This is a genomic window from Acinetobacter sp. Gutcm_16 (assembly GCF_028649355.1).
GTDB lineage: Bacteria > Pseudomonadota > Gammaproteobacteria > Pseudomonadales > Moraxellaceae > Acinetobacter > Acinetobacter johnsonii.
The window spans coordinates 12,671-39,228 of sequence record NZ_JAQSUV010000019.1 but is presented as its reverse complement, the minus strand read 5'-3'; the positions used below and the strand labels follow the sequence as shown (position 1 = coordinate 39,228).

General features: G+C 39.8%; 25 protein-coding genes. 14 read left to right on the top strand and 11 right to left on the bottom strand.

What is annotated here, in order from left to right; genetic code table 11:
* The 9 genes from PTT44_RS04085 to PTT44_RS04045 form a co-directional block, all read right to left on the bottom strand.
* On the bottom strand, positions 1-1,083 hold a 1,083-nt coding region (locus tag PTT44_RS04085), incomplete at its 3' end, for a BapA/Bap/LapF family prefix-like domain-containing protein (protein ID WP_443098226.1).
* A 751-nt stretch (positions 1,084-1,834) separates the two neighbouring features.
* Positions 1,835-3,010, bottom strand: coding sequence for an aminotransferase class V-fold PLP-dependent enzyme (locus PTT44_RS04080; RefSeq protein ID WP_168159762.1), 1,176 nt, complete (start codon positions 3,008-3,010; stop codon positions 1,835-1,837).
* Between the two features lie 184 nt (positions 3,011-3,194).
* The gene (locus PTT44_RS04075) at positions 3,195-3,983 is read right to left on the bottom strand and encodes an amino acid ABC transporter ATP-binding protein (protein ID WP_168159763.1); all 789 of its coding nucleotides are present in this window, start codon (positions 3,981-3,983) and stop codon (positions 3,195-3,197) included.
* Positions 3,973-4,890, bottom strand: a complete 918-nt coding sequence (locus PTT44_RS04070) for an amino acid ABC transporter permease (protein ID WP_168159764.1) — start codon at positions 4,888-4,890, stop codon at positions 3,973-3,975. The genes PTT44_RS04075 and PTT44_RS04070 overlap by 11 nt, the downstream gene beginning before the upstream one ends.
* Positions 4,887-5,435 carry a GNAT family N-acetyltransferase gene (locus PTT44_RS04065; protein WP_168159765.1) on the bottom strand — a complete coding sequence of 183 codons (549 nt, stop codon included), beginning with the start codon at positions 5,433-5,435 and terminating at the stop codon, positions 4,887-4,889. Before PTT44_RS04065 ends, PTT44_RS04070 begins: the two co-directional genes overlap by 4 nt.
* Before the next feature lie 159 nt (positions 5,436-5,594).
* Positions 5,595-6,596, bottom strand: coding sequence for an ABC transporter substrate-binding protein (locus PTT44_RS04060; RefSeq protein WP_168159766.1), 1,002 nt, complete (start codon positions 6,594-6,596; stop codon positions 5,595-5,597).
* Positions 6,583-7,926 carry an LLM class flavin-dependent oxidoreductase gene (locus tag PTT44_RS04055; RefSeq protein ID WP_168159767.1) on the bottom strand — a complete coding sequence of 448 codons (1,344 nt, stop codon included), beginning with the start codon at positions 7,924-7,926 and terminating at the stop codon, positions 6,583-6,585. Before PTT44_RS04055 ends, PTT44_RS04060 begins: the two co-directional genes overlap by 14 nt.
* 1 nt (position 7,927) lies before the next feature.
* Complete coding sequence (locus PTT44_RS04050; protein ID WP_168159768.1) at positions 7,928-9,079, bottom strand: amidohydrolase; 1,152 nt, start codon at positions 9,077-9,079, stop codon at positions 7,928-7,930.
* Between the two features lie 13 nt (positions 9,080-9,092).
* Complete coding sequence (locus PTT44_RS04045; RefSeq protein WP_216076777.1) at positions 9,093-10,097, bottom strand: MsnO8 family LLM class oxidoreductase; 1,005 nt, start codon at positions 10,095-10,097, stop codon at positions 9,093-9,095.
* A gap of 318 nt (positions 10,098-10,415) precedes the next feature.
* On the opposite strand from PTT44_RS04045, the gene PTT44_RS04040 reads away from it, so the two are divergent.
* From PTT44_RS04040 to PTT44_RS04020, 5 genes are all read left to right on the top strand, one after another.
* Positions 10,416-12,953 carry a TonB-dependent receptor plug domain-containing protein gene (locus tag PTT44_RS04040; protein WP_168159769.1) on the top strand — a complete coding sequence of 846 codons (2,538 nt, stop codon included), beginning with the start codon at positions 10,416-10,418 and terminating at the stop codon, positions 12,951-12,953.
* A 138-nt stretch (positions 12,954-13,091) separates the two neighbouring features.
* Positions 13,092-13,712, top strand: a complete 621-nt coding sequence (locus PTT44_RS04035) for a glutathione S-transferase family protein (protein WP_168159770.1) — start codon at positions 13,092-13,094, stop codon at positions 13,710-13,712.
* A 447-nt stretch (positions 13,713-14,159) separates the two neighbouring features.
* A complete protein-coding gene (locus PTT44_RS04030; RefSeq protein ID WP_168159771.1) occupies positions 14,160-14,993 on the top strand; it encodes an energy transducer TonB in 834 nt (277 codons plus the stop codon).
* 31 nt (positions 14,994-15,024) lie between these two features.
* Positions 15,025-15,759, top strand: a complete 735-nt coding sequence (locus tag PTT44_RS04025; protein WP_168159772.1) for a MotA/TolQ/ExbB proton channel family protein — start codon at positions 15,025-15,027, stop codon at positions 15,757-15,759.
* A complete protein-coding gene (locus tag PTT44_RS04020) occupies positions 15,760-16,164 on the top strand; it encodes an ExbD/TolR family protein (protein WP_062035397.1) in 405 nt (134 codons plus the stop codon). It abuts the gene before it with no gap.
* A gap of 262 nt (positions 16,165-16,426) precedes the next feature.
* Here the strand turns inward: PTT44_RS04020 and PTT44_RS04015 are convergent, their stop codons facing one another.
* The gene (locus PTT44_RS04015; RefSeq protein ID WP_168159773.1) at positions 16,427-17,590 is read right to left on the bottom strand and encodes a tetratricopeptide repeat protein; all 1,164 of its coding nucleotides are present in this window, start codon (positions 17,588-17,590) and stop codon (positions 16,427-16,429) included.
* Between the two features lie 232 nt (positions 17,591-17,822).
* Positions 17,823-18,767 carry a LysR family transcriptional regulator gene (locus PTT44_RS04010; protein WP_168159774.1) on the bottom strand — a complete coding sequence of 315 codons (945 nt, stop codon included), beginning with the start codon at positions 18,765-18,767 and terminating at the stop codon, positions 17,823-17,825.
* 89 nt (positions 18,768-18,856) lie between these two features.
* On the opposite strand from PTT44_RS04010, the gene PTT44_RS04005 reads away from it, so the two are divergent.
* The 9 genes from PTT44_RS04005 (at position 18,857) to PTT44_RS03965 (ending at position 26,422) form a co-directional block, all read left to right on the top strand.
* Positions 18,857-19,498 (top strand): alanyl-tRNA editing protein, encoded by a 642-nt coding sequence (locus PTT44_RS04005; RefSeq protein WP_168159775.1) that lies wholly within the window; start codon positions 18,857-18,859, stop codon positions 19,496-19,498.
* Between the two features lies 1 nt (position 19,499).
* On the top strand, positions 19,500-20,135 hold the full coding sequence (locus PTT44_RS04000) for a LysE family translocator (RefSeq protein WP_168159795.1): 636 nt from the start codon (positions 19,500-19,502) through the stop codon (positions 20,133-20,135).
* Positions 20,136-20,405: 270 nt separating this feature from the next.
* Positions 20,406-20,756, top strand: coding sequence for a hypothetical protein (locus PTT44_RS03995; RefSeq protein ID WP_168159776.1), 351 nt, complete (start codon positions 20,406-20,408; stop codon positions 20,754-20,756).
* Between the two features lie 75 nt (positions 20,757-20,831).
* The gene (locus tag PTT44_RS03990; RefSeq protein ID WP_168159777.1) at positions 20,832-21,881 is read left to right on the top strand and encodes a linear amide C-N hydrolase; all 1,050 of its coding nucleotides are present in this window, start codon (positions 20,832-20,834) and stop codon (positions 21,879-21,881) included.
* A gap of 229 nt (positions 21,882-22,110) precedes the next feature.
* A complete protein-coding gene (locus PTT44_RS03985) occupies positions 22,111-22,734 on the top strand; it encodes a LexA family protein (protein ID WP_168159778.1) in 624 nt (207 codons plus the stop codon).
* Positions 22,735-22,754: 20 nt separating this feature from the next.
* Positions 22,755-24,050: a Y-family DNA polymerase gene (locus PTT44_RS03980; protein WP_087014208.1), complete on the top strand. Its 1,296-nt coding sequence runs from the start codon at positions 22,755-22,757 to the stop codon at positions 24,048-24,050.
* Between the two features lie 61 nt (positions 24,051-24,111).
* Positions 24,112-24,618, top strand: a complete 507-nt coding sequence (locus PTT44_RS03975) for a GNAT family N-acetyltransferase (RefSeq protein ID WP_168159779.1) — start codon at positions 24,112-24,114, stop codon at positions 24,616-24,618.
* Between the two features lie 209 nt (positions 24,619-24,827).
* On the top strand, positions 24,828-25,181 hold the full coding sequence (locus PTT44_RS03970; RefSeq protein ID WP_168159780.1) for a lysozyme inhibitor: 354 nt from the start codon (positions 24,828-24,830) through the stop codon (positions 25,179-25,181).
* An 872-nt stretch (positions 25,182-26,053) separates the two neighbouring features.
* A complete protein-coding gene (locus PTT44_RS03965) occupies positions 26,054-26,422 on the top strand; it encodes a hypothetical protein (protein ID WP_168159781.1) in 369 nt (122 codons plus the stop codon).
* Positions 26,423-26,558 lie beyond the last annotated feature (136 nt).

Below are 26,558 nucleotides of genomic sequence, written 5' to 3'. Positions count from 1 at the left end.
CAAGTCGTTTGTATCTGAACCCGGTGGTAATTCTCCAGCTTCGATCAGCAACTCTAGTGCTGATTTGCCATCTGCACCTGTGGCACCTGTTGCGCCAGCCGCGCCATCTGCACCCTTTAAATATTCAATTAAGTCATTAAGGGTTGCATCGGTTGGTAATTCACCTGCATCAATCAATAACTCTAAGGCTGATTTTCCATCTGCACCTGATGCACCTGTCGCACCAATCGCACCATCTAACCCTTTTAGGTAATTGATCAAATCATTAATATTCGCATCGGTTGGTAATTCACCTGCATCAATCAATAACTCTAAAGCTGATTTTCCATCTGCACCTGATGCACCTGTCGCACCAATCGCACCATCCACACCTTTTAAATATTCAATTAAATCAGTAATGGTTGCATCTGCAGGTAATTCTCCAGCTTCGATAAGCAGGTCTAAAATTGACTTTCCATCTTCACCCGATTCACCTGTGGCACCAGTTTCGCCCGTTGCACCAGTTTCTCCAGTAACGCCTGTTTCACCTGTGGCACCCGTAGATCCTGTAGCCCCAGTGGCACCCGTAGATCCTGTAGCCCCAGTGGCACCCGTAGATCCTGTAGCCCCAGTGGCACCCGTTTCACCTATAGCGCCTTTAGAACCAGAACCTGAATCATCATCTGAATCATTTGCTGCCCAAGCTATCATGCCTCCCGCAGCTAATGGAATTGCAATCCACGCTAATGCAGACATTCCATTATCATCGTAAAGTAAAGGTTCAATATCACTCAAAGTTGAATATGTTGCATTTATAGCATCTCCATTAGCAACAAAATCTACCCATACTAAGGCATTACTACCTTCTAAAACTAAACTATTATCCGATGCGAAAAAACCAACAATTGTTATAACCTCTCCATTATTTAAAATAACTTTGAGATCATTCCCTTCTTTTGAAAAACTCTTAACATCATCTTTATTTAGCTGAAGCTTGACTACTGAAGGGTTTTCTTTTGATAACTGAACTTTGTTTGATCCTCCCATATTAGCCACAGCTTCTTTATGAGATTCCTTACCTACTATTGAAATTTGAGTAACCATACAAATAACCCTCTGAAATGGTATTGATTTGTTATTTCCATCCAAAAATAAAAAAAGTTTTTTGGTCTTATTAAACTTAAACGACTTTTAGCTACTCATAACCTGCGCATTCTTATGGTTCATCAAATAAAAAAATGAGTATTAAAAGTAAATTATTTCTTCTCTCAATGTTTTTACACTAGTTTATTATTCTTTAAAATACACCTGTATAAATTCACTGAAATCTGACAAAAAACTATTAAGATTTTTTAAAATATCTTATTAAACTTTTTTAAAAACACATGTTAAACCAATGTTTTAAAAATTATTTTTTATATGTAAAACAAATAGATAGTTATAAAAGCTATTTTTTATAAATTGAAAAATATCTATTTTAAGAATTATACACATTAAAAATAAAATTGTTTTTTTATGTAACATAAAAAATGAAAAAGCACATTTTTTTTATGTATATTTATGAGAACAATATCACAATATCATGTATTTATTGTATTTAAAAACACAATATTTGACATACTAAGTGCCACCCATTGCCAAAAACAAAAAATCACTATTTTGATTTTACACACACTTTTTTTTATTTTAGATACCCATACATCTAGTACTGAATTAAACTAAAACCAATTTGTATTTTACTAAACACACATTACTTACACAAAATTTGCATACCATCTTTATCAGTTAAAAAAACTAGAGAAAATTTTATTAATAAACTCTAGCTTTTAATCCAAATAAATCATAGTTTTAAGAATTAGACAAAAGATAACTGCGTTGTTGCCTTTTTTTCCGTTAAAACCATTACTAAATGCTTCAACAATATTTCTATATGATCTTGCGTGGTATATCTTCCAAAACTAAGACGTACCGTATTTGACACTAAATTTTCACTCAGTCCTAAAGCACTTAATACATGCGACGGCGCGGGATGATGCGAATTACAAGCCGAGCCACTTGAAACTGCGGCAACCTGTTTAATCGCGGCAATAATAGAATTGGCTCGTTCGCCTAAAAAACTCATATTTAAATAATTTGCGACATGCTGTGTAGCATGGCCATTTAAGTTCACGGGTGTCAAAGCCTGTAAACCTTGCAATAGCTTATTCCTTAGATGTTGGATCCGCTGTTGTTCTTCCACTAAGACTAATTTAGCCAATCTGCAAGCTTCGCCCATTCCAACGATTTGATGTGTGGCTAAAGTTCCCGAACGTAAACCCTGTTCATGTCCACCGCCATGAATTTGTGTCTTGATCTGTTTTTGAATGTCTTGACGAACATAGAGCGCACCAATGCCTTTGGGTCCATAGATTTTGTGGGCAGATAAACTTAGTAAATCAATCTGCATCGCCTGAACATCAATCTGTGTCTTTCCAGCGGCTTGGGCGGCATCGACATGAAATAAAATTTGATGCTGATGTGCAATATGACCAATCGCTTGAATATCAGTTAATGTGCCAATTTCGTTATTCACCATCATGAGCGAAATTAAAACCGTATTGGGTTGAATGGCTTGCTCTACCTGTTCTGGGCGAATAAGCCCCGTAACCAATTCGGGTTGCAAATAAGTGACCTGAAAACCGAGACTTTCTAACTCTGCACAGGTATCTAAAACGGCCTTATGCTCTATTTTACTGGTAATAATGTGTTTATTTTTATGCTTATAGATATCTAAAGTGCCTTTGAGCGCGAGGTTATTCGATTCTGTTGCACCTGAAGTCCAAATAATTTCTTGAGGTTTAGCGTGGATTAAATTGGCAACGTGCTGTCTAGACGTGGTGATATGTTTTGCCGCGTCCCAACCATAATGATGCGATTGTGAGGCTGGATTTCCGAAATCACCTTCTACAGACAAACATCGAATCATTGCTTGAGAAATTTCAGGAAGTATAGGTGTTGTTGCTGCATAATCCAAATAAATTAATCTGCTCATTTTAATCACTATTAAAAATAAATTTAAAATGATTATAAACAATGAAATTTATTCTATTTATATGGATTTAATCATACCTTATCAACAAAATTAAACTTATAAAAAAAATCGTTAGTTTTATCATTCACCAACGATTTTAATATATAAAACTAAAATAGATATCATTAAAAAATAAGACTCAAATTTATAAAACCCGAGATAAAAAGTTTTGAGTACGCTCTTCTTTAGGATGTTCCAGAACTTGTTGCACCGTACCTTGTTCAACAATTCTACCTTGATCCATAAACACCACATGGTCGGCAACTTCTCGTGCAAAAGCAATTTCATGCGTTACAATCACCATGGTTTTACCTAATTTCGCCAAACTTTTGATTACATTTAGAACTTCACCCACCAACTCAGGGTCTAAAGCCGAAGTTGGCTCGTCAAATAAAATCACTTTGGGGTCTAGTGCCAAAGCTCTGGCAATCGCAACACGCTGCTGCTGCCCCCCAGAAAGTTGTTTGGGCCATGCTGCAATTTTATCCCTTAGCCCAACTAAACCCAATAATTGATTGGCTTTTAAAATCGCTTGATCTTTACTAAGTTTTTTATGTGCTAAGGGTGCTTCAATAATATTTTGCAAAACATTTAAATGTGGAAATAAATTAAAGTTCTGAAAAACATAACCCACAGATTTACGTTGTTTTAAAATGTCTCGTTCTTTTAATTCATAAAGTTTATCGCCTTTTTTATGATAGCCGATAAACTCATCATCAATTTGAATAAATCCTGCATCTACACGCTCTAAATGATTTATCGTACGTAGTAAAGTTGATTTACCCGACCCAGATGGACCAATAATTACCGTCACGGATCCCGCCGGAATATCCAGACTAATATCCTGTAATGCCGCATGTCCCGCATAGTTTTTAAAGACATGGCTCACTTGGATATGACCATTTGTAGGCTGTGCTGATTGATTAATTATCATAACTGACTCCTATGCGCGGCTGAGTAACTTGTGGCTGCGCTTTCTTGAAAAAAGCAAAGCTATTAATGGCTGATTTCCGTTCACCTTTCGCCAATATTTTTTCGATATACCATTGCACGATGGAAAATACACTGGTGACTATCACATACCAAACGGCAGCGACCATCAACAACGGAATCACTTCTTGATTACGGTTATAGATCATTTGTACCGTGTAAAAGAGTTCAGGCATTGCCAAAACATACACAATCGATGTGCCTTTAGATAAGCCCACACATTCATTAATAATTGCGGGGATAATACTGCGAATCGATTGTGGTAAAATAATGCGCGTCGTACGGCGCCACCATGACAGACCCAATGCTGCCGCTGCTTCAAATTGACCATGATCAACAGACAGAATCCCGCCTCGGATGACTTCCGCGGTATAGGCACTTTGTACAATCACCAAACCCACCAAAGCTGTTGAGAACTGATCCAGTGCATTAATGGTTTTAAACTGGGCAAAGACCGTGTCAGTAAAAGGCACCCCGACATTGATATATTCATATAAATAAGAAAAGTTATAGAGAATAATCAACACCAACAGCAGTGGTAATGATCTGAACATCCAGATATACACCCATGCCAATGAGCGAATTAACCAAGATGAAGACAGTCTCATCATGGCTACAATAGTGCCCAAAATTAAACTAAACACGATTGACCAAAAGGTCAGTTTCAGTGTCATCAACAAGCCCTGAAGAATGGCAGGATCAAAGAACCATTGTCTAAAAACAGGCCAGCCCCAGTTTTGATTGGAAAATATCGATTCCGCGACGACTGCAATAATTAATATCGAAAATGCGACGCCAATGTAACGCAGTGGATGACGTGCTGGAACGATTTTATAGTGCTCTAAACTCATGCGACCTCCTTTTGCAATAAAGTCTTTCTAAAAGGAAGTCCACCGTGTAAAGGCGCACCAATGTATCGATCAAAATTAAAATCTGGGGTGAGTTCAAACTGCGGTTCATAACCTAAGCTCAAATACAATTTCACTGCTGGAATTTGTTTAAACCCCGTGGTGAGAAAGATTTTGCGATACCCTACAGCAAGCGCACTTCGTTCAAGTTCTTTGACTATTTTTGCAGCCAGCCCCTGTTTACGTAAGTTTCGATGTGACCAAATCCGTTTCAACTCTGCGGTTTCTGCGTCATAGCGTTTATACGCACCCATTGCAATGACTTCATCATCACGTTTAAGCACCACGAATAATCCATGCGGCGGTAAAAAGTCTTCCGCGCCTTCATAGCGTTCTCGATGTGTGGCTTTTTTACGTTCATTAATAACATGAGTATCTTGGCGTGCAAAAAAATCACCATAAATTTCTTCATATTCAGCAAATAACTGATCCAGTAAAGGCTGTGCTTCGGGCACATCAACGGGTATTTGGATAAATTTTTCTTGCATAACGACCTCTTATTTATCCTGAATCAATTGAAGACTAATCTAATCCAATTAATCAGTTTTCAAACTTTTTTACGTGTGAGTCGCTCTCCCATTGTTGTAGCAACTCATCACACTTATTAATGCCAGAACAAAATTACCACTGTCTGGGCGTTGTACCTTTTAGTCTCCTAGCCCCGGCGGGTTGATTACAGAATGCTGAATCGCTTCTGCCTGTGCCCCCCAACGCGCTAAGACTTTTTGATACTCCCCTGTTTGAATTACTCCATTCAAAGCTGTCTGTACCGCATCGGCCAAACCACCGTCTTTTTTCAGCGTGACCCCCAATTCGGCAGGTCGTGTTCCACCACCGAGTGCTGTTCCTGCTAAACGGATTTTTGCACCATTTGCTGCTTGCCATGCATAAGCAACGTTAGGACCAAATAAGGCATCAACCCGCCCAGACTGAAGCGCTAAACTTGCGGATGCACCGTCATCGTAATAAAGTGCCTGCCCCGGTGGCAGCCCTTTCTTTTTATTGTCTTCAATCCAATCCAACAGCACTTTTTCCTGATTGGTACCAGAACCAACAATCACTTTTAAACCTGAAATATCATCGGGACCTTTGATGGCTTTGACTTTGCTTTTCTCTGCGACATAAAAAGCCAATACGTCTTGGCGATAGGTCGCAAAGTCGAATTTCTCCTTACGCTCTTTGGTCACAGTGACATTGGCAATGGCTGCATCATATTTGCCACTAAGTACACCGAGCGGCCAGTCTTCCCACGAGGTACGAACCAGTTTCAGCTTTAAACCCAAGCTGTCTGCAATCAAACGGGCAATATCAATTTCCGTTCCAATATAGGTTTGGTTATCAGGACCTAACACACTTAATGGAGGTGCACCTGAAATTGCAGCAACCGTTAAATAACCTGCATTTACAAACTTAAAATCTTTTGGAATTTTTTGACGAGCTTCTGCATTTTGAGCAACATGAATGGGCGTCATATTCTCTTTTAACTTTGCAAGCTCACGGCTATAAAAATCGGTTTTATCGGTCGATTTTGTAGACTCGGCCGTTGAACTAGCTGTTTGATTAGATGTTTGTTCTTTACTGCATCCAACCAGAGATATTCCTAGAAACAGTGCCAAAGCAATCGTCAGAGGTGTTTTATTCAACCGCATGAAACTGTTCCTTTTCTAATGGTTCAAATTGATTTTCTGGTCGCTTTAAACCAAAACTAGAACGTAAAGTGGTGCCCGGATATTCGGTACGATATAGCCCGCGTTGTTGCAGCAATGGCACAACTTTTTCAACAAAAGTATCTAAAGTTTTAGGGGTTGCACCCGCAATAATGAAGCCATCAGCCGCCTCTTCTTTCACCCACAGTTCCAACTGATCTGCCACTTCTTCCACGGTTCCAGCAAAAGGTGGACGTGGAGTTGCTGCTTGCAATGCAACCTGACGTAAAGTTAAATTCTCTGCTTTGGCTTTGCGTTTAATTTCATCAGTGCCACTTTTAAAGCTGTTTTCACCGAGTGTGCCCAGTTCTGGAAAAGGTGCATCGAGTTCATATTGAGAAAAATCATGATGCTCAAAGAAACGGCCTAAATAATTCAGCGCGTCCTCTATCGTCACCAATGCAGCAGTTTCAAGATATTGACGCTCTACGTCCTCAGCAGAATCTCCAATCAAGACCCCAATCCCTTGGAAAATGAGCAAATCATCTACGTCACGACCATTCTTAATCACTTGCTGTTTCACATCTAAGTAAAATGCTTGTGCTTCTTCCAAAGAGGCTTGATGGGTAAAAATGGCATCGGCATGTTTCGCAGCTAAGGTACGACCTGCACCCGATGCTCCTGCTTGGAACAAAATCGGACGGTCTTGTGGCGAACGCTCCACATTGAGTGGACCTGCCACTTCAAAATGTTTACCTTTATGGTTCAAGGTATGTAATTTACTGCGTTCAAAAAATTGCCCTGTTTCTTTATTGCGAACAAAAGCACCTGCACCCCACGAGTCCCAAAGCCCTTTTGCAACTTGCAAATATTCATCTGCAATTTCATAGCGTTGGCTGTGCTCAGGATGCTGCTTACGGGTATGATTTTTTGCAGTGCCCTCAAGTGGTGTGGTCACCACATTCCATCCTGCACGTCCGCCACTTAAATGATCCAGACTGGCAAATTGACGCGCAATCGTAAACGGCTCGCTATACGAGGTCGACACCGTACCCACCAAACCAATATTTTGGGTCACACTGGCTAGAGCTGAAAGCAAGGTAATGGGTTCAAAACGATTGAGAAAATGAGGAATTGATTTTTCGTTGATATATAAACCATCAGCCACAAAGACAAAATCAAACTTTGCCCGTTCTGCTTGAAGTGCGACGTTTTTTGCAAATTCAAAATTGATACTGGCATCTACTACTGCTTCAGGATGGCGCCATGCAGACATATTTCCGTTTGCACCGTGTAAGATAGTTCCAAGGCGAATTTGTTTGGTATTACTCATGTTAGACCTCTGCATTTTTATGAATAGACTCAAGTGCTTGTGTTGCTAAGGCAGCAAAGTATTGAGCAGCTGGATAAATTAAAGATTCATTAGGTTGATATTGGGGATGGTGCAAACCGAAGGAACTGGCACTGCCGATACTGACAAAGGCACCGGGGATGTGTTCTAGATAGGCGCCAAAGTCCTCACCAATCAAATAAAGCGGTGCTTCTTGCACCTCATAACCTTGCGCATGAGCAACGCTTTGGCTCAGTTCAGCCCATGTTGCAGTATTGATTAATGCGGCGGGGCCATTGTCCCAATCCACTGCAATGTCAACTGAGTGGGCAAGTGCAATACCTTGTGCAATTTGTTTAAGTTTTTCTTCAACAGCTAAGCGAACTTCCGAAGAATGGGTTCGTACCGTGCCCTCTAAGCGAGCTTCTTCTGGCAGGATGTTCCAACTCGTGCCGGCATGTATTTGGGTAATACTGACTACACAGGTGTCTAAATTATTTATGCTGCGACTAGCAATGGTTTGCACAGCACTAATCAACTGTGCCGCGACAACAATCGGGTCTTTGGTTTCATGCGGACGGCCTGCATGACCGCCTTTGCCTTTGATCACAATTTTGAATCGGTCAACGTTGGCATAAAATGCTCCAGCACGTGTCGCAAAAGTGCCTAAAGGCAACTCAGGGACATTGTGAAAACCGAAAATGGCGGATACATCTTCCAAGGCGCCACTATTAAGCACCTCATAAGCGCCGCTATAAGTTTCCTCGGCAGGCTGAAAAATAACGCGTACCGTGCCTTTTAAATCAGACACTTGAGCTTTAAGTAAAATCGCAGCACCTAAAATGGTCGAGCTATGTAAATCATGTCCACAAGCATGCATCACTCCGTTTTGAGTCGAGCGAAAGTCTTGCTCGATCTCTTCATGAATGGGTAAAGCGTCGATATCTGCTCGAATAGCCACAACCGGATGACCAGTGCCAATATCCGCAATCAGTCCAGTTTTTAAGCCCCAAGTTGAGGTTTCGATGCCATATTCAGACAACCATTGTTTTAATTTGTCGGTGGTTTGAAACTCTTGACCTGATAATTCTGGATGACGATGTAATTCATGTCTCCAACTCAGCAACTGCTGTTCTAGTAATGGTCTATTTGACATCAATTTCTCCAACTCAAGCTGCAAGCACAGCGTGCTGCGCCAGTAAAGTTAGAGATTTCAGACGCGTTGCATGATCCAACAGTGGCGATTCGACAATAAATTCATGAATTCCATATTGTTGATGCAAAGCGTGTAATTGCTGATGAATGTCATCGGCAGTACCTTTAATAATATTTAGCTGCTCTTTTTTAAGGCTTTTAATCGCAGATTGAGCTTGTCGCGAAAACTCTTGGCCACTTTGCTCATTCGGGATTTTTACCCGTTGCCCATTCTCAAGTTCTAAGGTCCAAACAGATAGCCCTGCTGCCAGTTCTTCCGCTTGATCACGGCTATCCGCCACAATAATTTGTGCTGCAACAATGGCCCGTTCCCCTGCCGAATAGTGTGAGTAGGTCTGCAACGCATCTTGAAGTAAGGTGGCATCGCCATTTAAATGCGCAGCAAATACGAAGTTCCAGCCTAAATCTGCTGCGAGTCGCGCACTTTCAATGCTTGCCCCCAATAAGAACTTTTCTGCACTTTGCTGAGGTATTGGTGTTGCAGCAACCTGATCAGGCTGATTTCGATCTAATTTTGTATTCAAATAATGATCTAATGCTTGTAACTGGACCTTAAAGTTGCCCTTTTGTGTTTGGTCTAGCCCAAGCTGTAATGCTTGAGTTGAAACAGGAAAACCGCCAGGTGCTTTGCCTACCCCCAAGTCCACGCGGTCATGTGCCAGACTTGCTAAAACATTAAAATTTTCCGCAACTTTATAAGGACTGTAGTGTTGCAACATTACCCCACCCGAACCAATTCGAATGCTTTTAGTCTGTGCCAATAACCATGCAATCAAAATTTCGGGTGATGGACTAGATAACAAAGCTGTGAAATGGTGCTCAGCCACCCAGTAACGATAAAAGCCTAAAGCTTCTGCCGTTTGAGCAATTTGCAATGCATTTTTAAATGACTGTTCCGCGCTGATACCTTCGGCTCTTGGACATTTATCCAGTATGCTTAATTTATAACTCAGCCCCATTTTCTACTTCCCAAAAGATATAAAGTTGGAACCTATTAAACGGATTTATATTTTAAAAATTAAATATTAAATAAACTTAAAGTTATATAAAAAAGTGAAAATATAATTTTCCACAATTAGATTCAAATGTTATTAAAAATAAAGAAAAACTTATTAATATTTCAATAAAAACTTATTTACCCAAAACTGATATTTAAATGATTATTTAATATTTAACAATAAAAAAACAATCGATATATTGACTACCAGAGTCGAAATACTCATCAGATTATTGTTTTAAGTAAACCTCTATAAATTACATCATCATTGGAAAATATAATGCTGCACACCAAGTTAATACAGCCCCAGCCTGAAAAGCTGGGTTTTAAAATATCCCCTCTCTATCAATCCATTTTTTTTGCATTAACTTGCGGAATTACAGGCTCAATCTATGCTGAAGATATTCAGCAAAAAACCGTAACATCCGCTGAAAAAGAAGATGTTCAGCAATTAGAAAGTGTCGTTGTCGTAGGCAATCGTGGTGGCATTCGTACCATCACTGAAAGCCCTGCACCCGTGGATGTGATTAGTGGTGAACAACTACTTAAACAAGGCAATACCCTCGCTTTAAGAGACATTCTGGCAAAAGTGATTCCCTCTTTTAGCGTAGCTACCGTGCCTAGCCAACCCGATGGTTACGGCGCTGTAGCCCGTTCTGCGGGTTTACGTGGTTTGGGTGGTGGGCATACGCTCGTACTTGTGAATGGGAAACGTCGTCATGTCGGTGCTTTGGCCATTAACAAATATGGTTTTGGCGAGGGCTACCAAGCAGCGGACTTAGACCTGATTCCAATTGGTGCGATTGCACGAGTGGAAGTGCTACGCGATGGTGCAGCGGCGCAGTATGGTTCCGATGCGATTGCAGGGGTAATCAACATTGTGCTCAAATCGGCGGATCATGGTGGCAATATTAGTGCGACTTATGGTGGTCGCGAGCATTATTCAGGCACTGACCGAAACGGAGAAACTTTCCAACTGAATGCCAACGCTGGTGCACCTCTAGGCCAAGATGGTTTTATCAATTTGGGTTTTGATCTGAAAAATCAAGATGCCACCACCCGTGCAGGGGCTGTTTCAGGCAATATTTATTCAAAAGTAAATGGTCAAGATGACCCACGTGAAGCGACCATAGATCGTAATTTAAATAAATTAGGTCTGCCTTCGGTTGAACAGTTTAATGTTTCTGCAAATGCTGAACTGCCGCTAAGTGATGCAGCCACCCTATATAGCTACACCACCGCGGGCTGGCGTGATGCCTCGACTGGTGCATCCTACCGTCGTCCAAACTCCAGATCGGGTATTGTTGAAATCTTTCCAAATGGTACTACACCTGATGTCATTTTAAGTGAAACGGATGTACAAACCGTTTGGGGATTAAAAGGCGATAATGTGCTCGGCTGGGCATGGGATGTGAGTAGCTCCTATGGTAAAAACACGCAAGACCACTCTACACGGAACAACCTCAATCCATCTCTTGGACCGTCTAGCCCAACGTCATTTGGTTTGCAAAAATACGATGCTTATCAATGGGTCACTAACCTTGACCTAAAGAAAACCTTCGATATTGGTTTTGGTGCCAACCCACTGAGTGTTGCGTGGGGGCTCGACTATCGTAAAGAAGGTTGGTCTTCTAAAGCCACTGATCCTTTAGCCTATAAAAATGGCGGTTATATTATTCCTACAGGTGATAATGCAGGCTTACCTGCAACTGTTGGAACCTTTGGTGCTCGTGTGCTCTTACCTGAAGATGAAGCCGATATTAGCCGGAGCAATACCGCTGCCTATTTAGACTTAGGTTTAGATATAACCGAAAACTGGTTTGTGGGTTTAGCAGGCCGTTTTGAGCATTATGATGACAGTTCGGGCGATACCTTTAACGGTAAAATTAACAGCCGTTATGAGTTCAATCCTCAACTGGCGATACGTGGGACAGCCAGTACAGGCTTCATTGCACCCTCTTTATACCAACAAGGTTTTGCCAGTACAGGCATTGTGAGTACGGTAAACAATGGTGTTCGCTCCGATGTCTACAGTAAGTCGGTACGTACCGACTCTGCGCTGGGTCAAGCTCTCGGTGCAGAAGCACTCGATCCAACCAAATCGACCAACTTCTCACTAGGCCTAACCTATAGCCCATTCAAAAACTTTAATCTTGCAGTCGATGCTTATCGTATAGAGCTGAAAGATCGTATTGCGTCCACGGCGGGACTTACTGGAACAGGCATCAATAACATCTTGGCGGCAAATGGTTTTTCTAACGTCAACTATGTCACATACTATGCCAACTTATTTGATACAGAAACCAATGGGGTCGATGTTGTTGCGGACTATACCCAACAGTTAAACAAATATGGTCGTATCCGCTGGAGCTTAGGCTTCAACTGGAATGAAACCGATATTACAGCGATTGCAGATAATCCAAGTCAGTTAGATGGTATCAATATTGATCGTATCACCCGTCGTACCAAAGGTATGATCACCGATGCAGATCCGAAAACCAAATTCACGTTGGCTGCGAATTGGCAATACGCAAAACTGGATTTAAATACGCGCCTATCCCGTTATGGCAGTTACATTGCACGTAGCGAAACCGCGGCGACAGACCAAACTTTTGATGCTAAATGGATTGTAGACCTAGACGCGACCTATAACCTTACAGACAGCCTGTCCTTGACTTTAGGCGCAGATAACTTGTTTAACACCTACCCTGAAAAATCCAACATTATCGATGGCTTAGGTGAAAACTACTATGCTCAGCTTTCACCTTTTGGACTGTATGGTGGTTATTACTATGGTCGTGTCAGCTACCGTTTCTAAACACATTAAAAGCTAAATGCTTTGGTGAAATTTTAATATCGCCTAAGTCATTTTGACTATTCAAAATGGGCGATCATTTAAATACTGGATTTCACCAAAGCACTGCTTCACACACATTCAAAATTTTTGAGAAAATATATGAGCATCACCATTTGGGGCAGACCCAACTCCTTAAATGTCCACAAAGTACTTTGGCTAGCAGCCGAACTTGGACTTCAATTTGAACATATTCCTACTGGACAGCAGTATGGCCTGACGGATACTGCTGAATTTTTAGCGCTCAATCCCAATGGTTTGATTCCTGTCATTCAAGACGGTGACACGGTTTTGTGGGAATCGAATACCATTTTACGTTATCTGACTGAAGTGTATGGAAAAAATTCATTGTGGATTGAAGACCCGAAATTACGCTTTAGCGCAGAAAAATGGATAGACTGGTACACCACCACCGTCCTGCCTGTGTTTGGAATTGTGTTTTTTAATTTGGTTCGTCAAACAGCAGACAAAAGAGATTTAGCCGCGGTTAAAATCGCAGCAGAAAAATTAGAAAAGATATTGGATGTTGCCAATAGCGAGCTGGCTAAACAGCCCTATTTGTCTGGCTCTCATTTTGGCGTTGCGGATATTCCTTTGGCTTTAGCACTCAATCACTGGTTCAATTTAGATGTTGAGCGCCAGCATGATCATACGCACTTAAAAGCATGGATCGAACGCATTAGAGCACGTGAGCACTTTCTAAAAGTGGCCAATATTCTTTAGTTAAGCGTTATTGCTGCATTTTTTAAAATTTTAGCTTTAAATAAAATAAGGCTGCCCTGTATATGGACAGTCTTATTGCATATAAATAGATTTATTTAGCAGAGATATAAAATTACCCCATAATAAAAATTAAATACAAGATTAACCATAAACAGATATCTAAAAAACAAAATAAATTATCTATAATTATTATAAGGCGCCATCTTTAATTATTCTTTTATCACTTTTTATCAAAATACTAATCTAAAAAAGTTCTTTTTCTATTTTTAAAAAATAACTCATTATATTTTTAATCTCTCATTTAACTAAATTATTTCACGCATCTGTGAATTAATTAAAAACTTAGAATTGAAAGAATATTTCCTTATTCAAATTAAACCAATTTAATTAATGAAAAAAAATATTCTGAAATGCAAATTAAATCTTATTGAATGGTGCATTACTGATATGAGTGAAGTCAGTCGAAGTCCTTTTAAAAAGGCAATTTTGTTTGAACAACTTCAAAATGTTCAGTCCAATGTATTTCATGCTGTAGATCCATTTGTTGCCCACTTGGCAAGTCCGATCACAGCAGAAAAACCTGTTCAGACCCATAAGATCTTTTGGGCGATTGGTGCTGTTCTGGCGTTACATTACGGCATTTTTTATCTTGCAGAGCATCTTCCAACACCACCCTTGGTCGTGAAAAAGCCTGAACCAATCGCGATTGTAATTGAAAAACCCAAGGAAGAGCCGCCTAAGGTGATTGAACCCAAACTCAAACAGGAAATACAAAAACCGATCATTCCACCTGTTTCAGCAAAGCCTCAGCCTGTACGAAAACCAGTGGTTGAAAAATCCATTCAGAAGCCTGTCGAGCAGAAGCCAATTGAGCAGCCTAGACCAGTCGCTAAATCCGTGGCTCAACCTGTACCGCAGGCTGAACCTACAGAAAACGTCGCACCGACCCAGAAAGTCGCTGAACCTGTGACTAAGCCTGCGCAAGAAAACTTGCCCGTGACAGCAGCTAAAGGTTATGCCGGTTATTTAAGTAATCCTGCACCTGAATACCCAGAAGTAGCATTAGACCGTGGTTGGGAAGGTGTTGTGATGTTACGTGTGAAAGTCTCACCCACAGGCAGTCCATTGGAAATCAACCTGAAAAATAGCAGCGGCAAAAAAGTACTGGATGATGCCGCTGTAAAAACTGTGAAGCGCTGGAAATTTTCACCTGCACTACGTGGTAACACACCAGTTGAAGGTTGGGTCGATGTTCCGATTCACTTCAAATTACCCAATTAAACTGTAAAATTTTATCCTAGGAAAATTCGATATGTCTGATATTAATACGATTATTCATGATGCCACCATTTGGTTATTGATCGGTTTTTCGATCGTAACGTGGGTTTTAATTGTGGTGAAAGCCGTACAAACCTCAAAAGCCACCAAACAAAGTAAACTTTTTGTCGATAGTTTCTGGTCAGCCCAGAACTTGGCAGATGCAATTGGTCAGTCTGAAGATGCGCAGGGACCAACAGCACGTATTGCCCAAACTGGTTTTAAAACCTTGACTGAAGCCAATGAAAAAACCCATCAAGACTTACAACAAACCTGGAGTCGTCAGGATTTGTTAGAGCGACACTTACGCAAGCAAATTCTTGCCGAACGTCGTCAACTGGAAAAAGGTTCAGCTGTTCTTGCATCCATTGGGAATAATGCTCCATTTATTGGTTTGTTTGGAACCGTGTTCGGAATTATTCATGCCTTACAGGCGATTGCACAATCTGGTAGTGCCAGTATGGATGTGGTTGCTGGTCCAATTGGCCAGGCACTGGTTGCAACAGGCATTGGTATTGCTGTGGCTGTGCCTGCTGTACTTGCCTATAACTATTTTGTACGTAAAGTAAAAGGCATTGGTGCAGATTTAGATGACTTTGCAACAGACTTTGTCAGCCTTACTCAAAAAGTAGGTTTCCAACTGCCAACCAAAACTCAAACTGTGCATGTTGCAGCAAAACCAGTGGCGACGCATCAGTTATCATCTCAAGAAAAGGAGGCTTTGGCTTAAATGGCAATTTCAACTTCTCAAGATGACGATGTCGTCAGTGACATTAACATTACCCCACTGGTCGATGTGATGTTGGTGTTATTGATCGTGTTTATCGTCACGGCGCCTTTATTAACCAATAGCGTAAAGGTCAACTTACCCAAAGCTGCACCGACACAATCTACTGATCAAAACAAAGCATTGGTGATTAGTGTAAAACCTAATGGCGCAATCTTTTTGGATAAAGACCCAGTCAAACTCGAAAATTTTGAGCAAGAAATCACACAGCGTAAAAATGCCAACAGCAAGTTAGCATTAAACCTAAATGCCGATGAAACTGTCCCTTATGGTACGGTGGCTAAACTTTTAGCCAGTATAGAACGTGTCGGTGTAGAGAAGTTATCAGTGATTACCGAACCGAAATAATCGATTACTCACTGAAATCCAAGGCATCTTCAACATTTCGGGCTGTATTGATCCTAATGTTGTAGGTGTCTTTTTATTGGACGTAAAAATTCTGGCTTGCAACATTACTCTATACTTCGCCATTTGCCATGCTAACGACATAAAAAGATCACAAAAACCTCAAATAAAAAAGCAGCCTTCGAATTGGACATAATGATCCAACTTCTAGAGTGCATTTCGCTCTAGTACGGCTTATTCAGTTTAAGCCAATATATTAATAGACTTAGCGACTCACTCGCTGAATAGCCTCATCATAGGTCGCACTTGGCTTGTATTGGTTTGCTAGTTGATAATGTTGTTTGGCTTGAACATAGTCCTGATTATTTTCATAAATTTTACCAATGTTGTAATGTGAATATGCTTTAGTATTGTCATTAGATGCCAAGGCAATCGCCTTTTGATTTGCCCATAACGCTTCAGATGAACGATTCAACTTTTGATAAGCAACAGCAAGATTGCTATAGGTTTGTCCAACGTTTGGATTATAATCAATAGATTGTTGATAAATCAGTGCAGCTTGTTCAAATTGATTGTTTTTATACGCTTTATCCGCTTGCAAATTCAGTGCTTTAGCCCTTGCCTGTGCGTTGGCTGAAACAGGAACATAATGCAACTGCGTCGCTTGGCTTTGATAACTCGATACAGTTGAACCAACTTGGCTTGCCCCAATAGTTGTCCCTGAAATACGATTAATATCTTGGATTTCACCCTCTGGACTAATGCGGAACACAGTCCATAAATTTCCTGTCAGCCCCGTTGGAATATAATAAGAACGGATCAAAGACTCGCCAGCATAGACCATAACTTTTGCTTGGCTATTCGACAGGTTCGCAGTATTGGGTTTGGCGCGATCTGAATAATCATGCACTGAATAAACATAATATTGCCCGTCTAAACGTTTATCGATGGTTACGGTTTCAGGGCCATAAGAGTCTGTGTCGTCGACATCTAAATTGGCATCTTGCCCTTGTTTATTGTCCCAATAGACATGTTGATTTTTATAGCTTAAGTGCGAGTCCAAATCTAAAGGACTCTGTCCCCAGTTTAAAACAATTCGCATACTGTTTAAGTCTTTCAATACAGGGCTTAAAGCATAGGTCATGCCATCACAGGGACATTTTGCAACTAGTGTAGAATAGCCTGATTTTTTGATAATCAATAAATTGTCTGCGCCATTCGCACTACTACTATTCACCGTTGCTCGGCCGTCTGCATTAGTTGAAGTTGATGCAGACTGTTCACCATTTTTTTGTAAAATGACTTGTGCATTCGCAATATTTTGATCTTTTACCGTTGCACTTAAAACATGAATATTGGTTGTATCTGCATAGCCCAAAGTAGGGATGCTTAAACCCAAGATAGAAGAATAAAGTAGATGTTTTTTCATTGCATATCTCTTATTAAATTGCTTATTTCATTTTAAAGTCTTTTTCAACGCTAGAACTTAAACATTAAATCATTCAAATTATGCGGTACATTTGATGCATATACTATGGCTTAAATATCGATAGTCTGCTTAGGCTATTTCAAAGATGCATCATCAATGTTTACTCTTCATCACCTATCTAACTCAGCATTAGTCATGCTCTAAGCTCGTTGAAAGATGCCATTTTAATAAATTAAGCAAGCGTCTCTTCACTTTTTAGGACGGGTTCTAAACTCAGTTTCTGCGCAATAAACTGGATAAAGACCTCTATTTTCGGAGCTAAATAGCGTGTGGGTGGATATAATAACCAAGCATCTCCACTATAATAGGTCTTGAAATGCCAATCTGGTAATACTTGAATCAGTGCTTGGTTATTTAAAGCATGTCTCGCCATAAAATAAGGCAAACTTGCGACTCCCATATGCTTCAAAGCCGCATCAAGTCGGATACCAGTATGATTCGCCGAATATCGTCCTTTTACAGTCACACTGGTGGTTTTATTACCCTTTTGGAATTTCCACTTTGAATCACTGACTTGTTCACCCAAATAAATACATTGATGTTGGCTTAAATCACTCGGTTGCTGAGGTGTTCCATTCTTTTTTAAATACTCGGCTGTCGCCACTAAGACATGGTCAATACGAATGAGCTGTCGGCCCTTTAAGCCCAACGGCGGTTCATTGGTGATGCGTATGGCCAAGTCAATTTCATCATCAATAAAGTCTATGAAACGATCTTCCAACAGCAGTTGAATATCTATTTGAGGATAAAGTTCAAGAAACTCGGGTATATACGGATGAATCAGATAATGCCCTACGGCTTTCGGTACACTGATCCGAACGGTCCCACTCGGTTCAGTATTGAATTTGCCTGAATGCTCAATTACTGCTTGGGCAGCTCTAACCATCTCTAAACAATGGTCATACGTTTGTTTTCCACTTTCACTTAAACGCAGTTTTCGCGTTGTTCTTTCAAGCAGCCTTGTTCCTAAAGCCCGTTCCAATCGACTAATGGCTTTACTCACTGCGGACGGCGTATTTCCAAGCTGTCGAGCCGTTTCTGAAAAACTGCCAGTCTCCACAACTTTGACAAAAATAGCCATTTCTTGGAGTAAAGCCATACTTTGATTTGTGCTCATGAGGAAAAAGTAATTTAATTTTTTACTAGATTATCATCAATAATTAGGCCTCATATAATCTTTTCTGTGAAATTTTGACAGAGATAATCATGACACAAGCTTTATATCTATCCGACATTACTCAAGCTGAGGTAGAAGTTTTACAGTGTGACCCCACTGAAGATGGACGATTTGCCATTCAGCTTGCCCAAACACCGTTTCATCCGCAAGGTGGTGGTCAACCCAGTGATTTAGGTAAAATCAATGGTGTAGATGTGCTTCATGTCGCTATGCAAGATGATCAAATTATTCATTATGCTAATCACGCGATTACTTTAGGTCTGGCACAGGCTCAAGTTGACCTTAACCGACGCCACTATCACAGTCGCCTACACTCAGCAGGCCACTTAATCGGGCATGTGATGCAAGCCTTTGGTTGGCAACCCACCAAAGCACAGCACTGGCCAGACGAATGCAAAGTCCAATTTGTCAGACAAGATCATTCTGAAGACCAAGATTTAGAAACTTTACAGCATATATGCAATCAATATATTTCTAGCCAACTCGTCAGACTGACCCAACAAAATGCTGATGGCTACCGTGAAGTCATTTTTGGGAATTTACCTGCATTTGCTTGTGGTGGAACCCATGTCCAAAATTTATCTGAAATTGGGACACTCAAAATTACAGGCTATAAACTAAAAAAAGATAAGTTAACTGTGAGTTATCGCGTTTCGGATGAGCATCAATAATATGTGGATGCAATATAGTTCAGAATTTTTAGCTTTGGCTTTGGTGCATTTTCTTGCGGTCCTTTTACCCGGCCCTGACTTCGCCATTACGGTTAGAAATAGCGTGCGCTATGGCTATGCAATTGGGTGCATCACGGCTATTGGCATTGGTATAGGAATTTCAGTTCATGTTTTATATACCCTTGTAGGCTTGGGCATTATTATTCAACAAAGTCCGTGGTTCATGCTTATTTTAAGAATCGCAGGCGCACTATATTTAATTTATTTAGGTTGGAGTTTATTACGTGCTCCCTCTGTCAATATCGATCCCTCGATTGAAGAAACTGCCAATATACCTTTGAGTCAAAGCAAAGCCTTTATAACGGGCTTTATGACCAATGCGCTCAATCCCAAAGCGACTATTTTTTTTCTGGCTATATTTACCACACTCGTCAGTCCGACAACCCCGATGAAAGTACAATTTGCTTATGGGATATGGATGTGTATCGTTAATGCACTCTGGTTCATGCTGGTCGCTGTTTTGTTTTCTCGCCCCGTCGTTCGACAGCAATTTTTAAAGATGGGAAAACAGTTTGAGCGATTGATGGGCCTCATATTAATTGCTCTGGCGCTGAAGCTATTATTTACCCATTTATGATGTTTCATAGCAGCAGCAACTGTGGATTATTCAGAATATAGGCGCTGCCGATATTGTGAATAAGTACATCAAAATATGAGCAGCATATTTAAATCATAAAATGTGCAATCATTTCATTAAATCTGGCTGTACATTGGTTTCTATTGATCTTCTAAGGATATCTTTTCGACTCACTAATAAGCATTAAAATAAAACTGTACTAAAAACAATCAAACAAGTCATACTCTATTTTTATATCATGTGGTAAAAATATAAAAAAAAGGGAATGACATGAAAATAAAAATATATTCATTACTTTCAATCGGTATTTTTATGGGCCAAAGCACTCAGGCTAAACGCTTTATAGAAGGCTTGCACGGCGCGTTAAAACTGAACCCGAACATGTATGCCTTTGGTGTAGATGAAGACAACACAATAGGTCAAAAAAACTTGAATTTTTTTGCTGACTGGAAAACAACTGCAACCTCTCAAGAAAAACATGCATTGTCCCTACCTATTGCTTTAAATACCCAATTAGATCAAACCAGTTATAGAATTTACAATCAAGCGTATCTATCTCCTGAGACTACACAACTCAACGCGATCCAAAATAAATCTCGGAATAGGTTATCGTTATTTTGAACACAATTATAAAGCGAACAATTTTTATTAAGACATTTAACACTACAGTTACCTATTTTCTAAGAGAGCATGATAATGGACAATGTACTAAAAAAAGTATTATTTGCCACAGGAATATTTGTGGTAGCAGAAGCTGCTATGGCATGTACCCGTGTAGTTTATCTGGGTAATAATGACGTCATGACAGCACGTTCGATGGACTGGAAAAGTGATATTGGAACCAACTTGTGGATTTTACCCAATAATGTCAAACGTAATGGTATGGCGGGGCCAAAATCGATTCAATGGACATCCAAGTACGGCAGTGTGGTTGCAACGGGTTATGACATATCTACTACCGACGGCGTCAATGAAAAAGGACTGATGGCAAACTTACTGTGGTTGGTTGAGTCTGAATATCCAAATGTGAAAACCTCTAAAAAACCAACTTTGGGCATTTCACTGTGGGCACAATACGTCTTAGATAATTATGCCACGGTGAATGAGGCTATTCAGGCATTGGAAAAAGAACCATTCACGGTAGTGACCGACCAAGTTCCAGGTGAAAAACGGTTAGCGACGCTGCATTTATCCATTTCAGATGCCACAGGCGACAGTGCCATCATTGAATATATTGGTGGAAAACAAGTGATTCATCACAGTCGCCAATACCAAGTCATGACCAACTCACCAATTTTTGATCAGCAGTTGGCGCTAAATGCTTATTGGAAGCAAATTGGTGGAACAACCATGCTGCCGGGCACAAACCGTGCAGCCGATCGTTTTGCGAGAGCATCTTTTTATATCAATGCCATCCCGAAAAATGCGAATTATAAACATTCATTAGCGAGTGTTTTTGGTGTCATTCGCAATGCTTCCGTACCCTTTGGATTGAACACTGAAGAAGAACCAAATATTTCATCAACCCGTTGGCGTACAGTGGTCGACCATAAACGCAGTTTATATTTCTTTGAATCTGCTGTTTCACCCAATGTGTTTTGGGTCGATTTAAAGGAAATTAACTTTAAAGATGGTCAAACCAAGAAGTTAGAACTTGGCCCAGACCAAGCGATGACATATGCAGGCAAAGCCAATGCATCCTTTAAAGTCACCAAACCTTTTGAGTTTTTAGGAACTAATCCCTAAGTTTTCAGTTAGATCATCGGCTTAACAATATAATCAGCACTAATAATAGCCCTGATCAAAGGGCTATTTATCACCCAAAAGAAAGTTTCTTACTTTTCTTATCCGCGACCAAAATTGACGGAGCATTGTTTATTCAGCATTTTTAAATTTGAGTTTTCACCCACATCAGCATATTCTAAACAGACAGATTTCACTTCCAAACACGCCTTGTAGCGTAGGAGTATTCAACATGTCAAAGAAGTTACCCATCTACTTCTCGGACGACGCATGGTCGTCTCTACAAGATCTCATGGGGCCAGACGGCAAACCCAGCCCCACCATCAATAGCATGCTCGAACAAATTGCGCAGCAAGCTGAACTTGCGGATCAACTTGGGCTGACTCCTGTTCTACTTCAGTCCAAAGTCTCTATTCCTGTTTCTTTAGAACGCATTCCAGCAGGCCCAGCCTTCAGCACTAAAGATGAACAAGGCAAAGCCATCGATCTCAATGAGTTTTTAATACAAAACCCCATTTCAACGTTCATCGCTCATGTAGACAGTGAGTCAATGTTGGGTGTAGGTCTTGAAGTAAATGACCCGATTATTATTGATCGGAGTATTGAAGCCAAACACTACGACATCGTGGTGGCTTTAATTGATAATAAAGACTCCACGATTAAAAGACTGATGATGACAAACAAAATGTCAAAGTCGGATATCAAAGACATTTTTGGAGATGAAAACTACCCTTTGCCTCAACTTTGGCTAAAAGCTGAAAACCCTGAATATGAACATATTATTCCTACAGAAAATCAAACCTTTGTCATTTGGGGAGTGGTGACGTTTAACTTAAAACGTCTGTACCACCGTTAAGAATAATAAGAAGAAGCAATATGAAAAATGAAACTGAAATATTCGCGCTCGTTGACGTGAATAATTGCTATGTCTCGTGTGAACGCGTCTTTAATCCAAAGCTCAATGACTGCCCTGTGATTGTATTAAGTAATAATGATGGTTGTGTAGTTGCTCGAAGCCAAGAAGCCAAGGATCTCGGCATTGGTATGGCTGTCCCTTTTTTTCAAATTCAAGAACTTGTCCAGCAACATAATATTCAAGTGTTTTCGAGTAACTATGCTCTATATGGGGAAATGTCTCGCCGCTTCATGCAGTTATTGGGGCAATATGTGGCAGCCGATGAACAAGAGATCTATTCCATTGATGAATGTTTTTTAAAGCTAACGGCTTATGAGCATTTATTTAACCTCACTGACTATGCCAAAGACATGAAAGACAAGGCATGGCAGTGGCTTGGTCTTCCCTGCTGTATTGGAATTGGTCGTTCCAAAACAGAAGCCAAAATAGCCAATCATCTGGCCAAGAAAAATAAAGCGTTGAATGGCGTGTGCAATTTGGCACACATGGACCCATGTACTGCTGAATACATGCTTGCAGATGTGGAGGTCGGTGAAGTCTGGGGTGTCGGTCGACAGAACTGCAAAAAGCTGAACGCGATGGGTATTTATACGGTTTTAGATTTGATTGAATCCAAGCCAAGTGAAATTAAAAAGCACTTTAGTATTGTCATGGAAAAGACTGTCCGTGAACTTCAGGGGTTGTCTTGCATCAATATTGAAAGTGAGGCGGTTGCGCATAAGCAAATTATTAGTAGTCGCTCATATGGTCAAGCTGTGTATGAAATTGATGACATCAAAGCCTCTGTACGCTTATATGTTGCCAGTGCAGTTAAACGCTTACGTCATGATGGCTCTATTTGTAAAATGATCGGGGTGTATATTCAAACAGGTCGTTTTAGCCAAAGTGAACGTTACTCGCCCTATACCATTGTGCATATGCATGAGCATACCGATGATCTACTTAAAATTACACAGGCGGCCATGAAAGGCATTGACCAAATTTTCAAGTCAGGGTTTAAATACAAAAAGGCGGGCATCGTCCTTTTGGAAATTATGGATAAATCTAAATTTGTGCATGATCTTTTTACCGACTATAGCCATAAAAATAACCGTGAAGAACTCTCCAATACCATGGATGCCATTGCTGAACGTTTTGGTAAAAATATGATTTCTTTAGGGGTTTGCCATGAGAAAAAAGAACCTTGGCAAATGAATCAGTGCAATCGCTCTCCTGCCTATTTAAGCAACTGGTCGGAGCTATTTAGAGTGGGTTGAAGTTAAGTCTTCATAAAAGTAGATCACTTTACACTACACGAATACTCATAAGGATTTTTTAATGAACATCACGATTCGAGACGAACAGCCAGAAGATATTGAAAGCATTGAGACCTTGACTCGCACTGCATTTTTAAATGCAGAACATACCAGCCATACTGAACAATTCATTGTGAACAACCTCCGAAAAAGCGGTCAACTTACGATTTCTTTGGTTGCTGTTGAAGATGATTCAATTATCGGTCATGTCGCCATTTCACCTGTATCTATCTCGACAGGTACAACAGGTTGGTATGGCCTAGGCCCAATTTCTGTCTGCCCAACTAAACAAGGTTTGGGCATTGGGTCACAGCTGATGCAGGCATCCATTGAAAAATTAAAACAACTGGGTGCCAAAGGCTGTGTTCTATTAGGGGATCCCTATTATTATCATCGCTTTGGGTTTCGACCTTATCTAGAGTTGATTTTACCTAATGTTCCTAGCGAATACTTTCAAGCCCTTAGTTTCAATGGAGAAATACCGCAGGGCGTTGTCAGTTATCATGACGCATTTAATGCCACTGAATAAATTGAACTTTTAAATATCAATTTACTCTGTTGTGTAAGGTTTGAATGAATACTTTAAACCGTATTTTGAACCGCTTAAGGTGAATAACAGTACGTTTATACAACGTAAAACTCCATTTATGTAAAGCGAATGTAAAGCAAACTTTTAAACTTAAGATATACCAAATAGTATATATGGACTTATGATTTATATATAAAAAGGTCATTTTTATGAAAAATGCTTTAGGTGCAACACTCGTTACTTTAGCCTTAGTGGGTTGTACTTCTGCACCAACAGGAAAAGTCACTCAAGAAAATACATCAAGCAATAATGCTGTAGAAACACAAGTGATTCACTTCACAGGACCAATGGATTTAACCATTGAACTGAAGTCATCTGATAATTTTGAAACAGCGATGATGACGGATAACTCAGATCGAACATTCATGCTGAAAAGTGCACCAGCCGCAAGCGGTATGTTTATGACGGACGGCAAAGGCGTATCGATTCACATTAAAGGAAGTGAAGGCATTGTCGAGTTTGTCAAAGATAAGCCGATCCAGATTACTGAGTTTAAGAAATAAAGATAAAGTGTATTAAATTTAACAGCTTTAAAACCGAAATTGACTCAATAGATTTTTTAAATACACCATAGCCCACTTTTAACGTGGGCTATGTAAATAGCCTTCTCGTAGTACTTGATATGAATCTCCCTTACACTAAGCATCACTCTGATTGAATATCAGCCAGAAAATCTGCAAAAAACTCCTTCACTTATAATATCTAAATAAGTAAATGCCTAGCATATATTACCTTTTAAACTTATAAACAAGATCCAATCCACTAGCACTTAGCTCACTCTCTCCAGAAATTCGAGTTTAAGCCACTACTAAAATCACATAAATCGCACCCAATAAGCCTATTTAACATTATAAGATCCAGTAATAAAATAAGACTCCTCCTCTAATGAAATCCATTACCTCGATCAAACGAGATCCACATACCTTGCACACAATCCAGTTTCCATTCAAATAGTACTGGTCATTTTTTATATTTAAACTGCTGCAAAGCCTTTAACTCAAACAGCTATCCATAATTATCGGATAAATTCTACACAATAGTTTTTTTTAAATACTAGAACGCATTAGCCTGTAGACTAAATACCAATAGCAAGCTGAATTTTTCCAAAATTTAGCTATATTCTCCCCGACCATGAATAGAAAAATTTGCAAGCTTGTAAAACATTTCTATAGATGATAGTCATCCTATATAGATACTGACTTTTGACCAATTCTAGTTTCAAACTAAATATCAGCAGTGTGGATAAGATAATCAAAAAACACACTAAAAAAATAATGGTGTTCTAAGCTTTTAAGTGTCGTAACCCTTTAGAAAAACTACCCTATTTGTGTAGTTTTATTTTAAAATAGGCAACTTTTAAAATTGGACAAACTTAATGAAAAGAAGCATGTTTTTAGCTGTGTATGGGATCATTCTTACCACAACAATCTCGACATCGACACATTGTCTGGCTCAACCCCAGCTATATACATTAGAAAAACCAAGTTTTGAGGTGAACTCGACTCCACAGCCATTTGATTTTTTTCAGTCTGCCAAACAGCAAGAATTAAATTTAATACAACAACATGAAAACGATTTATTCAAAACACAGGAAGACCGTAGACATACCGCAAATATGAGCTCATTTGAAAGGTCACATTATTACTTAATCAATCATGATACTGGTGCATTGAACTTAGAAGAAAATGCAAATCGAAATAAAGCGTTAATAAATGCTCAAAGAGAAAAAAGGCTTCAACGATGATGATTTCAGATTTTCTCAGCTTTATTGGGACACTCAAAAGCATTAGAAACAGTGAAATTTAAAAAGCAGTAACTAGTCTATAGTTGAAACCTTTTTTGGTCTTTTTCTCTATATGTAAACAGCATCTATGATAAAT

Excerpts from the sequence above, each read along its gene's own strand:
- PTT44_RS04035 (WP_168159770.1), top strand. The coding sequence starts at position 13,092 with ATGAGCATCACCATTTGGGGCAGACCCAACTCCTTAAATGTCCACAAA.
- PTT44_RS04055 (WP_168159767.1), bottom strand. The coding sequence starts at position 7,926 with ATGAGTAATACCAAACAAATTCGCCTTGGAACTATCTTACACGGTGCA.
- PTT44_RS03980 (WP_087014208.1), top strand. The coding sequence starts at position 22,755 with ATGAAAAATGAAACTGAAATATTCGCGCTCGTTGACGTGAATAATTGC.
- PTT44_RS04070 (WP_168159764.1), bottom strand. The coding sequence starts at position 4,890 with ATGAGTTTAGAGCACTATAAAATCGTTCCAGCACGTCATCCACTGCGT.
- PTT44_RS04010 (WP_168159774.1), bottom strand. The coding sequence starts at position 18,767 with ATGAGCACAAATCAAAGTATGGCTTTACTCCAAGAAATGGCTATTTTT.
- PTT44_RS04015 (WP_168159773.1), bottom strand. The coding sequence starts at position 17,590 with ATGAAAAAACATCTACTTTATTCTTCTATCTTGGGTTTAAGCATCCCT.
- PTT44_RS04040 (WP_168159769.1), top strand. The coding sequence starts at position 10,416 with ATGCTGCACACCAAGTTAATACAGCCCCAGCCTGAAAAGCTGGGTTTT.
- PTT44_RS04060 (WP_168159766.1), bottom strand. The coding sequence starts at position 6,596 with ATGCGGTTGAATAAAACACCTCTGACGATTGCTTTGGCACTGTTTCTA.
- PTT44_RS04050 (WP_168159768.1), bottom strand. The coding sequence starts at position 9,079 with ATGTCAAATAGACCATTACTAGAACAGCAGTTGCTGAGTTGGAGACAT.
- PTT44_RS04080 (WP_168159762.1), bottom strand. The coding sequence starts at position 3,010 with ATGAGCAGATTAATTTATTTGGATTATGCAGCAACAACACCTATACTT.
- PTT44_RS04020 (WP_062035397.1), top strand. The coding sequence starts at position 15,760 with ATGGCAATTTCAACTTCTCAAGATGACGATGTCGTCAGTGACATTAAC.
- PTT44_RS04075 (WP_168159763.1), bottom strand. The coding sequence starts at position 3,983 with ATGATAATTAATCAATCAGCACAGCCTACAAATGGTCATATCCAAGTG.
- PTT44_RS03995 (WP_168159776.1), top strand. The coding sequence starts at position 20,406 with ATGAAAATAAAAATATATTCATTACTTTCAATCGGTATTTTTATGGGC.
- PTT44_RS04025 (WP_168159772.1), top strand. The coding sequence starts at position 15,025 with ATGTCTGATATTAATACGATTATTCATGATGCCACCATTTGGTTATTG.
- PTT44_RS04045 (WP_216076777.1), bottom strand. The coding sequence starts at position 10,097 with ATGGGGCTGAGTTATAAATTAAGCATACTGGATAAATGTCCAAGAGCC.
- PTT44_RS03970 (WP_168159780.1), top strand. The coding sequence starts at position 24,828 with ATGAAAAATGCTTTAGGTGCAACACTCGTTACTTTAGCCTTAGTGGGT.
- PTT44_RS04005 (WP_168159775.1), top strand. The coding sequence starts at position 18,857 with ATGACACAAGCTTTATATCTATCCGACATTACTCAAGCTGAGGTAGAA.
- PTT44_RS03975 (WP_168159779.1), top strand. The coding sequence starts at position 24,112 with ATGAACATCACGATTCGAGACGAACAGCCAGAAGATATTGAAAGCATT.
- PTT44_RS03985 (WP_168159778.1), top strand. The coding sequence starts at position 22,111 with ATGTCAAAGAAGTTACCCATCTACTTCTCGGACGACGCATGGTCGTCT.
- PTT44_RS04065 (WP_168159765.1), bottom strand. The coding sequence starts at position 5,435 with ATGCAAGAAAAATTTATCCAAATACCCGTTGATGTGCCCGAAGCACAG.
- PTT44_RS03965 (WP_168159781.1), top strand. The coding sequence starts at position 26,054 with ATGAAAAGAAGCATGTTTTTAGCTGTGTATGGGATCATTCTTACCACA.
- PTT44_RS03990 (WP_168159777.1), top strand. The coding sequence starts at position 20,832 with ATGGACAATGTACTAAAAAAAGTATTATTTGCCACAGGAATATTTGTG.
- PTT44_RS04000 (WP_168159795.1), top strand. The coding sequence starts at position 19,500 with ATGTGGATGCAATATAGTTCAGAATTTTTAGCTTTGGCTTTGGTGCAT.
- PTT44_RS04030 (WP_168159771.1), top strand. The coding sequence starts at position 14,160 with ATGAGTGAAGTCAGTCGAAGTCCTTTTAAAAAGGCAATTTTGTTTGAA.